The organism is Mycobacterium sp. SMC-14 (assembly GCF_046250075.1).
GTDB lineage: Bacteria > Actinomycetota > Actinomycetes > Mycobacteriales > Mycobacteriaceae > Mycobacterium.
Genome location: NZ_CP176429.1, coordinates 3,814,885 through 3,827,897 on the forward strand (window position 1 = coordinate 3,814,885; position 13,013 = coordinate 3,827,897).

At 67.8% G+C, this 13,013-nt stretch carries 12 protein-coding genes; 3 read left to right on the top strand and 9 right to left on the bottom strand.

The genetic code is table 11. The features are described from left to right. Window positions 1-5: 5 nt before the first annotated feature. The 9 genes from ACKY0W_RS18140 to ACKY0W_RS18180 are packed head-to-tail and all read right to left on the bottom strand — an operon-like array spanning window position 6 to window position 9,926. On the bottom strand, window positions 6-830 hold the full coding sequence (locus ACKY0W_RS18140) for an alpha/beta fold hydrolase (protein ID WP_409435209.1): 825 nt from the start codon (window positions 828-830) through the stop codon (window positions 6-8). A gap of 9 nt (window positions 831-839) precedes the next feature. Then, window positions 840-1,598, bottom strand: coding sequence for an alpha/beta fold hydrolase (locus tag ACKY0W_RS18145; protein ID WP_409435210.1), 759 nt, complete (start codon window positions 1,596-1,598; stop codon window positions 840-842). Window positions 1,599-1,615: 17 nt separating this feature from the next. Continuing rightward, a complete protein-coding gene (locus tag ACKY0W_RS18150; RefSeq protein WP_409435211.1) occupies window positions 1,616-2,605 on the bottom strand; it encodes a cyclase family protein in 990 nt (329 codons plus the stop codon). Beyond that, window positions 2,593-3,429 carry a coniferyl-alcohol dehydrogenase gene (locus ACKY0W_RS18155; protein ID WP_409435212.1) on the bottom strand — a complete coding sequence of 279 codons (837 nt, stop codon included), beginning with the start codon at window positions 3,427-3,429 and terminating at the stop codon, window positions 2,593-2,595. Before ACKY0W_RS18155 ends, ACKY0W_RS18150 begins: the two co-directional genes overlap by 13 nt. Continuing rightward, window positions 3,426-4,739, bottom strand: coding sequence for an LLM class flavin-dependent oxidoreductase (locus ACKY0W_RS18160; protein ID WP_409435213.1), 1,314 nt, complete (start codon window positions 4,737-4,739; stop codon window positions 3,426-3,428). Before ACKY0W_RS18160 ends, ACKY0W_RS18155 begins: the two co-directional genes overlap by 4 nt. Next, window positions 4,736-6,484 carry an FAD-binding protein gene (locus tag ACKY0W_RS18165; RefSeq protein ID WP_409435214.1) on the bottom strand — a complete coding sequence of 583 codons (1,749 nt, stop codon included), beginning with the start codon at window positions 6,482-6,484 and terminating at the stop codon, window positions 4,736-4,738. The genes ACKY0W_RS18160 and ACKY0W_RS18165 overlap by 4 nt, the downstream gene beginning before the upstream one ends. After that, complete coding sequence (locus ACKY0W_RS18170; protein ID WP_409435215.1) at window positions 6,481-7,410, bottom strand: 3-carboxyethylcatechol 2,3-dioxygenase; 930 nt, start codon at window positions 7,408-7,410, stop codon at window positions 6,481-6,483. Before ACKY0W_RS18170 ends, ACKY0W_RS18165 begins: the two co-directional genes overlap by 4 nt. Continuing rightward, window positions 7,367-9,061 carry a bifunctional 3-(3-hydroxy-phenyl)propionate/3-hydroxycinnamic acid hydroxylase gene (locus ACKY0W_RS18175; RefSeq protein WP_409435216.1) on the bottom strand — a complete coding sequence of 565 codons (1,695 nt, stop codon included), beginning with the start codon at window positions 9,059-9,061 and terminating at the stop codon, window positions 7,367-7,369. Before ACKY0W_RS18175 ends, ACKY0W_RS18170 begins: the two co-directional genes overlap by 44 nt. 1 nt (window position 9,062) lies before the next feature. Further along, entirely contained in the window at window positions 9,063-9,926 is an 864-nt protein-coding gene (locus ACKY0W_RS18180; RefSeq protein ID WP_409435217.1) for an alpha/beta fold hydrolase, read from the bottom strand. Between the two features lie 138 nt (window positions 9,927-10,064). On the opposite strand from ACKY0W_RS18180, the gene ACKY0W_RS18185 reads away from it, so the two are divergent. The 3 genes from ACKY0W_RS18185 to ACKY0W_RS18195 all read left to right on the top strand — a co-directional run bounded on the left by ACKY0W_RS18185 (window position 10,065) and on the right by ACKY0W_RS18195 (window position 12,973). Then, complete coding sequence (locus tag ACKY0W_RS18185; RefSeq protein ID WP_409435218.1) at window positions 10,065-10,766, top strand: helix-turn-helix domain-containing protein; 702 nt, start codon at window positions 10,065-10,067, stop codon at window positions 10,764-10,766. Window positions 10,767-10,788: 22 nt separating this feature from the next. Continuing rightward, complete coding sequence (locus ACKY0W_RS18190; protein WP_409437840.1) at window positions 10,789-12,429, top strand: FAD-dependent oxidoreductase; 1,641 nt, start codon at window positions 10,789-10,791, stop codon at window positions 12,427-12,429. Between the two features lie 154 nt (window positions 12,430-12,583). Then, on the top strand, window positions 12,584-12,973 hold the full coding sequence (locus tag ACKY0W_RS18195; RefSeq protein ID WP_409437841.1) for a hypothetical protein: 390 nt from the start codon (window positions 12,584-12,586) through the stop codon (window positions 12,971-12,973). Window positions 12,974-13,013: the final 40 nt, after the last annotated feature.

Sequence of the window (13,013 nt, forward strand, 5' to 3'; positions counted from 1 at the left end):
GTCGGTCACCCGGCACAGAAATCCAGCAGTAAGCCGTTGACCTGTTCAGCCTGTTCGATCTGCGGGCAGTGGCCGGCGTCGGCGACGACCATCGCGCGCCCACCGGGTATCTGGTCGGCGATCTGGGCCGCCCAGCCGGGCGGGAGCAGCTTGTCGCAGCCACCTTCAACCACCAGCGTCGGTACCGAAATGCGTTCGTAGCGGCGACTGCTCGACGCCGGTGGCGGCGGTTCGGCACCGGGCCTGCGGAACCGCGCCGCCGCGATCGCCTCCCAGGCCCCGGGCGCGGTGCTCGACGCGTAGCGCCGTCCCACGTACTCGTCGTCGGCCGGATAGGTCGGGTCGTGAAACAGCGCTGCCACGATCCGGCGCATCGCCGGCACCGTCGCGTCGTAGTCGTAGAGCGCGGCCATGTGCTCGTTCTGCTGGATGTCGCCGCCACCGCAGATGGCCACCAGTCGCCGCACCGGCAACAGCGGCGCCTCCGAGGTGGTATCGACCAGCAGCATGATCGCGCCCATCGAATTGCCTACGAAATCCGCCCATTCGACACCCAGTGCCGCGCAGAACCGTGCGACGTGCCGGATCCGCATGCCGCGCCCGTCGTTGAAATCGATCACTTTGGCCGATTCCCCGAACCCGAGCAGGTCGGGTGCGAGCACCCGGTGACGCTGGGCCAGCGCGGGAATGGTGCGTTCCCAGCCGATCTCGGCGCCGGCACCGAATTCACCGCCGTGCAGCAGGACCACCGCGGGGGCCGCCGGGTCGCCTGCCTCCAGGTAGGAAGTGCTCAGGCCGTCCACGACGACGGTCTTGCGGGTAACCGGCACGGGGACTCCTCAGTCAGGGATCAGCGGGCCGATCGGCCGGGTCGTGGTGGCGTGCACCAGCAGTTCGGCCAGTTCGGCGGGACGGCTCAGGAACGGCGAGTGCGAGGCGTCGATGGTCAGCGCTTCGACGCCGAGCCGCCTGCAGACCAGGTCGGCCAGCCAGCGCGGATAGGCACGGTCCTGTTCGCAGCGAATGAAGCTGCGGCCGATATCGGCCGCCCAGAAGTCGGGCACCGACACTGGCGCAACCGTGGTCTCGCCAAACCGTTCCGGCCCGAGCCGTTCGAAGGCCCACCGCAGCGTTTCGTCATCGCAATCGTGGTAGAAGTACTGCCGCGCCCCGCCGATGTCGGCGAAGGTCATCGTCCCGTCGTCGGCGAAGTGCAGATGGCTCAGCATGCCAGCGGCCGCGGTGTCGAAGAACTGGGCTCCCTCGCTTCCCATCGTCATCGCATCGGTGTAGCTGCGGCCCTCTCTGGGCAGCGCGGCGGCAAGATAGATGATGTGGCGCACCATATCTGGGGCACTGTCGGCGCCCAGGATAGCGTCGAACCCACCGCCGGAATGCCCTACCAGGACGTCGCCGGGTTCCAGCACCGCGGCCACAGCCTCCCGGCGGTTGGCCAGGGTGGACTCCTCGTGGAGCCGGTCGCCGTGCCCGGGTAGGTCGACGGCGATACCGGTGTGGCCGATCTTTGCCAACTCCGCGATGGTGCGACTCCAACACCACCCCGCATGAAATCCACCGTGCACGAAGACGAATCGCATGCTGCTCCTGCCCCGGGCTATTTGATCGCGATCGGATTCACCGGTGACCCGACTCCGCCGGTCACCCGCAAAGGCGGTGCCACCAGCTGGAATTCGTAACGGCCATCGGCGGCGCAATCTGCGGCGAGCGCGCCGAGGTCCCAGTACTCCCCGAGCATCAACCCCATGTCGCGCAGGCACAACATGTGCAGGGGCAGATAGGTTCCCTCGACGCCGGAAACCGGGTCCTCGACCATCAAGTTGTCGGCGGCCACAGCGGCGACGTCATGGGCGTGCAGCCAGGAGGCGCACCGCCAGTCCAGACCGGCTCCCGGTTCGGAACCGTTGCCGGTCTGAGAAAACCTCTCCCACCAACCGGTTCGAACCACCACGATGTCACCGGGTTCCACACTGACCTGTTGGGCTCGGGCGATTTCGTCGAGTTCCTCCGGGGTGATCGGGGTGCCCAAGGGCAGGAAGGTGTCCGCTCCGCGGTGGGCGACCACGTCGAGCAGCACTCCACGCGAGGTGATCCCCTTGCCGTCGACTTTGTCGATACCGCAGTGGTACGCGCCCAGGCTGGTCACCGAACCCGCCGGGAAGCCGTTGTAGAGCTGGTCGTCGTAATAGACATGCGATAGCGCATCCCACTGGCTGGCGGCCTGCAGCGGCATCACGATCATGTCGTCGTTGAACCGGAACGGGTTATCGACGAAGAACTCGCCCAGTTGCTGTGCCACGATGTTGCGGTGCCATTCCGGGCCGTACTGCGCCAGCGTGCTGACGTCGCCGCCATCGACGGTCATCACGTGAATCGGATTGTGCCGGAACTGAAGCGCGCCCTGCGGTCCCGAGGAACCGAAGTCCACCCCGAGCGGGAACACCTTGCCGTGCCGAACCAGGCCCGCGGCCTCGGCGACCTTCTGCGGCGTGATGAGGTTCAGGGTGCCCAGTTCGTCGGCGGCACCCCACCGCCCCCAGTTGCGCACCGTCTCGGCCACTCGCCGGAACTCGGTCAGGCTGGCCACGGCACCGACCCGTCGGTCAGCGCGGCGGCGGCTCGGCCGCTGATGTTGCCGCCGTCGACCCAGAGCACCTGCCCGGTGATGTAACCGGCGGCCGGGCTGTTCAGAAACACCAGTGGTGCAGCCTGTTCTTCGGCGCTGGCGACCCGGCCCAGCGGTTTGGGAATGTCGTCGAGAAAGTCCTGCCCGTAGCTGGTGCGCAGTTGGTCCAGGATCGGGGTCTCGGTGACGCCGGGCGCGGTGCAGTTGATCCGGATTCCGCGTTTCGCCAGCGAGCCGGCGTTGAGCATGCCGTAGAGGATGATCGCCTCTTTGGACAGCCGGTAGCCGCCGTCGGCAAGCGCGGCGGGATTGGCACGGCACCACTGTAATCCGGCAGCCATGTCTTGGGAGTTCAACAGGCCGACCGTGGTCTGGGCGTTCTCACGGTAGGCCGCCGCAGCCAGCGAGGACACATTGGTGATCGCCGATCCCGCCGGCATCACCGGCAACAGCGATTCGGTGAGGTGACGCAAGCCCAGGAAGTTGATCGTGACCACCCGCTCCGGGTCGCCGATGCCCGAAGACACCCCCGCAACGTTGAACAGCGCATCGACCCGACCCACCTCGCAGATGGCAGCAGCGGCGCGTTCGATGGACGCCGGATCAGCCAGATCTGTCGCGTGAAATTCGTCGACACTAGCCGTGGGTTCGAGCCGGTCCAGGCCGACGACCTGCGCTCCGAGTTCGCCGAGGTGCGTCACCAGCGCCGCGCCGATTCCCGACGCGCAGCCCGTAACCACGGTCCGTCGACCGTCGTAGCGCCACAACGCGGACGCTGCGCTCACCGCTGGCCGCGCTCCCGCTCTTCCTTGGCAAGTTGCGCAGCCTGCACCCGACCCTCGTTCATCTCGGCCATCGCCTCGGGGATCTCGGTGGCGGTGAAGGTGCCGCCTCGACCGGTCGGCAATCCGCCGAACGAGTAGGACTCGTCGAATGCCGGTGCGGTGGGCGCTTGTCGACGGGCCTCCAGCTTCTCCAGTACCGGTTCAAGCCGCTTGGCCTTCTCGGCGACCGCCTTCTCATCTCGTTCGATGAACTCCGGCAGCACCTCCTTGCCCATCAGCTCGATGGCCTCCATGGTCGCCTCGTGGCTGCGCGGGTTGAGCAACAGGATGAGCTCATCGACGCCGCTCTCCTCATAGCCACGCAGGAACTCCCTTGCGGTCGCAGGGCTTCCAATTGCCCCGCGGCCTGGCCCGTAAGCCAGCGTCGGGTCCTTCTTCACCTCTTCGAGGTAGCGGTTCCACACCCCGGTCCGGCCCGGGGTGTGCTCGCCGGTCATGTAGTAGTGCATGATCCCGAACGAGAAGAATCCGCCACCGACCCCAAGGCGCGCGACGGCCTGCTCGTCGGTGGGGGCCACCATCATCGACAGGTCGCCGCCGATGGCCAGGATGTTGGGGTTCACCTGGGGAGTGACCGGGACGCCGTTCTCTTCGAGTTCCTTGTAGTAGCCGTTGACGCGCTCGGCCAGCGGTCCCGGACCGGTGTAGGCGAAGCTCAAGGCGCCGATGCACTTCTGGGCGGCCATCTGCACCGACGCCGGCCGGGTGCAGGCCACCCAGACCGGCGGATGCGGCTTCTGCATCGGCTTGGGCACCACGTTGCGGGCCGGCATCTGGACATGCTGGCCGTCAAAGCCGGTGAACGGCTCCTCGGTCATACAGCGGATCGAGACCTCGAGTGCTTCCTCCCACTGGGTCCGTTTGTCGGCCGGGTCGATCCCGAATCCGCCGAGCTCGGCGATCGAGGATCCCTCTCCGGTACCGAATTCGACCCGGCCACCGGACAACAGGTCCAGAGTGGCGACCCGCTCGGCCACCCGGGCGGGGTGGTTGACCACTGGGGGCAGATGCATGATCCCGAAACCGAGCCGGATGTTCTTGGTCCGCTGGCTGGCCGCGGCCAAGAACATCTCCGGCGCGGTGGCGTGGCAGTACTCCTCCAGGAAGTGGTGCTCGGTGAGCCAGACCGTGGAGAACCCAGCCTTGTCGGCCAGCTCCACCTCGTCGAGGCCGTCGGAGAACAGCTGGCGTTCATCGTCGTCGGACCATGGACGCGGCAGCGCGAATTCGTAGAACAGTGAGATCTTCACGTTTTACCTCCTGGCGATTGGTTGGGAGCCTGCGATTCGGCGGAACGATGGTGCGTGCAGATGTGTTGGGCGGCCACGTAACCGAAAGTCATCGCCGGTCCAATGGTTGCTCCCGCCCCGGCGTAGCTACGGCCCATCACCGGGGCCGCGGTGTTGCCCACCGCATAGAGACCGTCGATCACCGAGTCGTCGGCGCGCAGCACCCGCGCGTCTTCGTCGGTACGCAGGCCACCCGAGGTGCCCAGGTCGCCGAGGATGATGCGGAACGCGTAGTAGGGCGGTTTGCCCAGTGGGTGCAGGTTGGGGTTGGGCAGCGTCGGGTCCCCGTAGTAGTTGTCGTAGACACTGTCGCCGCGATAGAAGTCGTCGTCGTGGCCGGATCGAGCCAACTCGTTGAACCGTTGCGCGGTGCCGCGCAGCCGTTCGGCGGGAACGCCGATCTCGCCTGCCAGCTCCTCAAAGGAGTTGGCCGCCTTGACCACTCCGGAGTCCAGCCAGGCTTGCGGTATCCGGCGCCCGGTTGGTACCGGCGCCCCGGGGATCTTCGGGATCGGCAGGTGTCCAGCGACGACGTAGCGGTGAAAGGATCGCTGGTCGGTGATCAGCCAGCACGGGATGTGGGTGACGCCGGCCTGCTGTCCGGCGATCATGGCGTGCGCGAAATCCATGTAGGGCGCCGCCTCGTTGATGAAGCGCTCGCCGTCGCCGTTGACGATGAACTGCGACGGCATCATGCGTTCGTTGAGCATGAACTGCAGTCGCCCATCGGGCCAACACAGCGCCGGGAACCACCAGGCCTCGTCGAGCAGTTCGGTGGCCGCGCCGATGCGTTCGGCGGCCCGGATCCCGTCGCCGGTCGCGAGCGGATTGCCGAAGCTCCAATCGTGTTCCAGCACAGGCTGATGCTGCTGGCGCCAGGCCAGGTCGTGGTCGAATCCGCCGCTGGCCAGGATCACGCCGCGGCGTGCCGATACGCGCTGCGCCCGGCCGCCACAGTGCACAACCGCACCGGTGACCGTACCCGATTCGTCGGTGATGAGCTCGGTCATCGGCGTGTCGAGCCACAGTGGGATATCGCGCTCGACCATCGCCAGCCGAAGCCGCGCGGCCAGCGATTGGCCGATGGCGGCCATCCGGTCTCCGAAAACTCGGGCGCGAAACATCCGCCACAGCAGCTTGGCCAGCACCGCTTTTCCGCGCCAAGATTGACGGACCTGATAGAAGAGCCGAAGGTCCTTGGGCCCCAGCCAAATCCCCTTGGGCGCCAACGCCAGCGGCGCCAGTAGATTCTGTTCCTCGTCGCCGAGCTTGCGCAGGTCGATGGCGGGCACGTTGATGGTGCTGCCCAGCTCGGAGCCGCCGGGCAATTCCGGGTAGTAGTCGGCATAGCCGGGTTTCCAGACGAACTCGAACCAGGCGCTGGTCTGCTCCAGGAACTCCATCATCCGCGGTGCGGCATCCACGTATTGCCGCAGCCGGGCGTCGCTGACCAGCCCGTCAGTGATCGCGCGCAGGTAGGTGAGGACGTCGTCGGGGTCGGGCGCATAGCCCTCCCGACGCTGCGACGGCGCCCCCGGCACCCAGATACCGCCGCCGGACAGCGCGGTAGAGCCGCCGAAGTATCGCGACTTCTCCACCACCAGGGTGTCCAGGCCGCGGGCATGCGCGGCCAACGCCGCGGTCATTCCGCCGCCGCCGGAGCCGATGATGAGCACGTCGACGACGACGTGTTCTGCGTCGGTCACCGGAGCGCCTCCGTGTGTTCTGCGGTGCGGATGGCGAACCCGGCGATCAGCTCCGGTGCCGCCCGGTAGTAACGGCGGCCGGTGCGGTAGCCGCCCTGGGCTGCGAGCGCACCGAAAGCGGCTGCCCAGGTCCGGATCTCGTGCGCCGATCCTCCACCGGCCTCGGTGATGTACGTGTTGGTCCAGTCGTCGAGGTCGTCGAGGCGTCCGCTGTCCACGATCGACAGGAAGCGCTCGTCGAATTCCGGGTTCAGCGGGGCGAGGTTGTTCGTCCCCGCGGCGAAGTCGCGGGCTGCCGCGATGGTCGACGCCTGGCGGGCCTGGCGCTGCTCGGCGCTCATCGCGGTGCCGTGCAGGATCCGGTCCCGGGTGACCGGTGGCGCGGTCGCCAGTGTCGGGATCGGCGGATCGTGCGAGAGTCCACCGGATCCCACCACGAGTACGCGTAGGTCCAGGCCGGCGACGAACTCCCCTACCGCCGCGCCTAGCGCGCGGGCGCGGTGTATCGGTCCCAGCGGGGCGGCGACCGCGTTGATGAAGACCGGGATCACCGGGCACGCGCCGGCGTCGCCGAACAGCCGCTCCAACGGCTGCGCCACGGCATGGTCGACGTCCATGGACGCCGAAACAGCCACGTCCACACCGCGTTCCAGCACCGCCTCGGCGCACTCGCGCGCGATGTCTGCCGGAACGTTCAGCGCCCCGAGGTGCGTGCCATAGTCACCGATGCCCTGGGCCGCGGTGCCGATGCAGAACGGCGGCATCAGTTGTAGAAAGAACCCGTTGTAGTGATCCGGCGCGAAGATCACCGTCAGCTGTGGGTCGAAGTCGGCGACGAACGCCGCGGCGTCGGCGATCGCGGCGTCGATGTCGTCCATCAACTCACGGGGTGGTCCCGGCAGATTCAGCAGTGGGCTGTGGGACATGCAGCACAGGGCCAGTGGCATCGGGGCGATCACCCCCTTGCACGGTCAGGGCCAGCACGTCAAAAAGTCGTGAGCTCACCTCGGGGGCGCGCTGGGCGATGCAGGCCGCGGCGATGCAACGGTCCGGGCGCAGGAACAGCACCGATTCGCTGTGCCGGTCGAACCAGGCTTTCAGCGCTCCGGTCCGATCGCCGACGATGGTGATCGCGGGGTCATCGGCCTGGCCGGGCGGGGTCCACTGCAGCTGGGTCGACGGCCGCACCGCGATGAAGCTGGCCCCCAGCGCCGTCCACCGTGCGAAGACCTCTTCGCCGAGCAGCGCCCGGGGATTGTTGTTCCAGGCCAATACCGCGAACCCGGTGCCGATCACCTCGTCGAGGAGTAGGTCTGTGCCACTGCGGGTGTCAACGCGCGGCTGGATGAACAGGGTTCCCGCCGGGGAGTCGGGACGGTGTGGGTCATGAACGACCGCCCCCTGCTCGTAGCGCGGCATCGGCTTGAACCGCATCTCCAGGACATAGCGTTTGAGGGTCGGCACCGCCGAGGCCGCGCGGATCACCCGGTCACGAAGACCCGCCACGCGGCGGTTGGTCGGCGAGATCACCTTGCCCACCATCGTGGAGAGGTCGATCATCGCGCGGGCGTGCTTGCGGCGCTCGGTGTCGTAGCTGTCCAGCAGGCTCGGCCCGGCTTGGCCGCGGACCACGGTGGCCAGCTTCCAGCCCAGGTTCATCGCGTCGCGGATCCCGCTGTTGTAGCCCTGGCCCTGCCAGACCGGCATCAGATGCGCGGCGTCACCGGCCAACAGCAGTCGGCCGCGGCGGAAGGCCCCGGCGATCCGGGAGTGGTGGGTGTACACCCGGTGGCGGATCACGTCGACATCGTGCGGATGCGGCACGAACGGAGCCAGCATGGCCGCGACGAACTCGGGGTCCTGCGCCTGCTCGTCAGTCTCGTCGGCGTGAATCATGAACTCGAACCGGCGGATACCGTGCGCGATCGAGATCGAGGCGTATGGGCGTGCCGGGTCGGCGCCGACCTCGCTGTTGGGATGGCCCAGTGGATCATTGGCGATGTCGACCACCAGCCAGCGCGTCGACGAGGTGGTGCCGTCGAAGGACACCCCCATCAGCCGGCGGGTGGCGCTGCGTCCGCCGTCGCACCCGACGACGTAGCGGGCCGAGACGGTCTGCGGTTCCAGTCCTTCGCCGCCGATGCTCACCGTGACCGATTCATCGACTTCGGCGCAGCCGGTCATCGGCCGGCCCCACAACACTTCGACGTGTTCGAAGCGTTCCAGGCCGCGCAGCAGTTCGGCGTCGACCAGCGGCTGCACAAATCCGTTGCGCTTGGGCCAGCCGAAACAGGCGTCGGCGGGCGCCATTTCGGCCAGCAGGCGCCGGCGGCCGTCGTAGAACCGCAGGATCTGGTTGGGGACGGTGTGCGGCAGTATGGCGTCCACCAGGCCGATCGCCTGGAAGGTACGCAGCGACTCGTCGTCGAGGCCGACACCGCGGGGATAGTCGATGAGGGTGTCTCGATCCTCGACGACCAGGGTTTTAATCCCTTGCAGGCCAAGGATATTGGCCAGAGTCAGGCCGACCGGGCCGGCGCCGACCACGACGACTTCGACATCACTGGGTGCGGTCACGCTAGTGCTCCAGCAGGAATTCCAGGTGAAGGCGGTTGAAGGTCTCGGGGTCCTCGTACTGGGGCCAGTGGCCGCAGCCGGGTATCAGTTCGAACCGGGCACCCGGGATCATCGAGGCGATCCGCTTGCCCTCTTCGACGTCGGCCGTCGGGTCATCACTGGTCCAGACCACCAGCGTGGGCACGGTGATCTGTCCGTATTCGGCCGGCCCCAACAGATTGCGGGCGCGGATCTGCGGGTCCTGCAACGCCATGATGTCGCGCATCGCGTCGACGAAACCCGGCAGGCGGTAGATCCGCTGGCGACTGGCGACGATGTCGTCGTAGTCCTTCGTCTTGTCTGCCATCAACCACTTGATGCGCGCCTGCACTGTTTCCCAACTGGGATTCTCGACCGCAGCCATCGACAGCGTGATGATCCGCTTCATCACCTCGGGGTCGGCTTGGGAACCACCCGCGGTGTTGAGCACCAGCCGATGGACGCGGTCCGGGTGGTCGATGGCGGCGCGCGCCGCCACCCATCCGCCGAGGGATTCACCGCTGATGCTGGCCGTCCGAGCACCGATCGCGTCCAGCACATCCACCAGGTGCGCCACGTAGTGGCCAACCTCGAGTGGATGACCGGGCTTGTCGGTGTAGCCGTGACCGAGCATGTCCACCGACCAGGTCCAGAAGTGCTCGGCGTGGGCGGCGAGATTGCGGACGTAGGCCTCGGCGTGCCCTCCGGAGCCGTGCAGCAGCACCAGAACCGGCTTGGCCGGATCACCGGCCCGCAAGTACCGGGTCCGCACGCCGCTCGCGTCGAGGTAGCCCTGCTCGAACGCGACGCCCTGGAGGTCACTCCAGACGCTCTCGAACTCCGGCACCGCCCACCTCTTCCCTGACTTGTTCGGAAATATCATTCTCGTTTTGCGACATATCAGACGTGCTTTTATCGCACACATATGTACGTTATATTCAAGAGCATCACTCTCACACGGGTGTATGTCAAGGAGGCCCTGCTGATGCCCACGCTGATACCGGACGCTGCCACCGAGACCGCGCGAGGCTCTCAGACGCTGGCCCGGGGGCTGGCCGCCTTGCAGGCCGTGGCCGCCGAGCCGGAGGGATTGACGGTGCAGCAGGTCGCCGACCGGGTAGGCGTGCACCGGACGATCAGCTACCGACTACTCAACACGCTGACCGGCTTCCGGTTGATCGCCAAGGGAGACGACGGCCGGTACCGCTCGGCCGCCGCACTGGCCGTACTCGGAGCCTCGTTCGACAACAACGTGCGACAGCTTTGCCTGCCGACGCTGCGCGCGCTCGCCGACGAACTCGGGACCACGGTGTCACTGCTGGTTGCCGAGGGCGACCAGCAGGTGGCCGTCGCGGTCATTGTCCCCACCCAGGTCGGCTATCAACTCGCGTTCCACGAGGGCAGCCGCCATCCGCTCAGCCTTGGCGCCGCCGGGATCGCACTGCTGGCAGCCATGCCCGCGCGCCCCGGCGAACGCGACATCGTTCCGCAGACCCGGGAGCGCGGTTGGGTGGTCACCCACGGCGAGATCGAGCCCGGAACCTTCGGACTGGCCGTTCCGGTTCGCCGCCGCCCCCCAGCACCGCCGACCTGCATCAACCTGATCTCGCACCGCGAGGACGTGGTGCTGCGCGGCCGCGACGCCGTGCTGGCCGCGGCCGGCCGGCTGTCCGAAATCTTGAGCTGAAGCTGCCCGAGAGGAACACATGATGTCAGCCGGCGCGCATGGCGATTGGGACGACGACGCGTGGGACAACTCAGTCGACGTGGTGGTCTTAGGCACCGGCGGCGCCGGATTCACCGCCGCGCTGACCGCGGCCGTGCATGGCGCATCGGTGGCCCTCTACGAGAAGTCCGACACCGTGGGCGGCACCACTGCGGTCTCCGGTGGCATCGCGTGGATTCCGGCCCACGATCGCGCTCCCGGGCTGACCGTCGAGGCAGCGATGGACTACCTGCGCGCCCAATCCTTCGGAGCGATGGACGACGCGCTGGTTTCGACGTTCGTGCGGACCGGTCAGGAGATGGTCGAGTTCGTCGAAGCCCACAGCGATGTCCGCTTCGAGGTCGCCACCGGCTTCCCGGACTACAAACCGGAGCTGCCCGGCGGACGCCCGTCCGGGGGGCGCTCACTGAGCCCGCTGCCCTACGACGTCTCCCGGGTGGGCTCCTGGCAGGACCGGATCACGGCGTTCCCCGCCGACTACAGCAACGTCGGGTTCGACGCCGAGACCCGGGCCCGGCTGCACGCCGACATCGAGGCAACAGCGGCGGGCGATATCTGCGTAGCCGGCACCGCGCTGATCGCCGGGCTGTTGCGCGGCGCGCTCGACGCCGGGATCACACCACAGACCGGGTGCCGCGGCGTCGAGCTCCTCGCCGACGCCGAAGGCATCACGGGTGTGCAGGTCGAAGGCGACGGTTTGACACGCCGGGTGCGCGCCCGGCGGGGCGTCATCTTGGCCAACGGCGGCTTCGAATGGGACGCCTCTCTGGTGGAGGCGTTTCTGCGCGGGCCGATGCGCGGTGCGGTGTCGCCGCCGAACAACACCGGTGACGCACTGCGTATGGCGATGGCGCACGGCGCGGACCTGGCCAATATGGGCGAGGCGTGGTGGGTCCCGATCGTCCGGATCCCGGGTGACATCATCGCCGGCGAGCAGCGCAGTCGCAGCGTACGGCTCGAGCGGACCCGCCCGCGCAGCATCATCGTGAACCGGGCCGGGCGGCGGTTCGTCAACGAGGCCTGCGACTACAACTCGATGGCCGGCGCCTTCCATTACCTGGAGCCGCGCGGCGGATACGTCAACGATCCGGCCTGGATTGTGTTCGACGCCGGACACCTGCGCCGGTACGGATTCCTGGGCGTCGCACCCGATGGCACCGCACCGGACTGGTTCTCGCAATCGCCCGATCTGGCCGCCCTGGCCACCAAGACCGGGATCGACGCCGAGGGTCTGGCACAGACGGTGGCCGCCTGGAACCGCGACGTCGCGGCGGGGGCGGATCCCGAATTCGGGCGGGGATCCAGCGCCTACGACGGCTATTGGGGTGACGACCAGGCAAGCACTGTCGCCGGCCGCACCCTGGGGCCCATCGACACCGCGCCCTTCTACGCCGTGCCACTGTCCGTCGGAGCCATGGGCACCAAGGGCGGACCCCGCACCGACTCCGACGGCCGGGTTCTGCACGTCACCGGGCATCGGATCCCCGGCCTGTTCGCCGCGGGCAACGCGATGGCGGGAGTGACCGGCCGGGCCTACGGCGGCGCGGGCGGCACCATCGGCCCGGCCATGGTGTTCGGCTTCCGGGCGGGGCGTGCAGCAGCGACCACCGACCCCAGGGGATGACGGGCCGGATGGTTCGCCGTCGCAAGCACCGCGGAAATGTTATTCTTCGCTACCAAGAATTTGAGTCTTTGCCCACGCGTCCGCTCCGGCGGGTGCAGCAGTGGAGGAGCCCGTGACAGGCAGGCAGGTCGCCGTATCGTCCCTGGTTGCGGGGATGGCGTTTGCCGCTGCGCTGGCCGCCGCCATCCCAGCGAGCGCCGATGACACGGCGCCGCACCGGGTGCGCTACTCGGTCAGTTCCACCGAGACCGCCCAGGCATACATCTACTACCGCGAAGTGCAACCACCCAACTTCGGCGAGTACAGCCACAACCCGTATCAATACAGTCCGAAGGCAGACGTCATCATCGGGCCGGGCCAGCCCTGGATCTTCGACACCACCCTGGCCAACCCCGAAGACTGGGCAATGGTAGTGGTATCACTGCCCGCGATGCATCCCGCTCCGGGCGCGCCCGGGTTCGTCTGCGAACTGCGCATCGACGACGTCGTGGTCGCCACCGACGCCGGTACCAAGGGGGCGCTCTGCTCCCTCCGCACTTGGTGAGGGACCCTGGTGCTGGGTGGACAACGGACAGGAGAGGCGT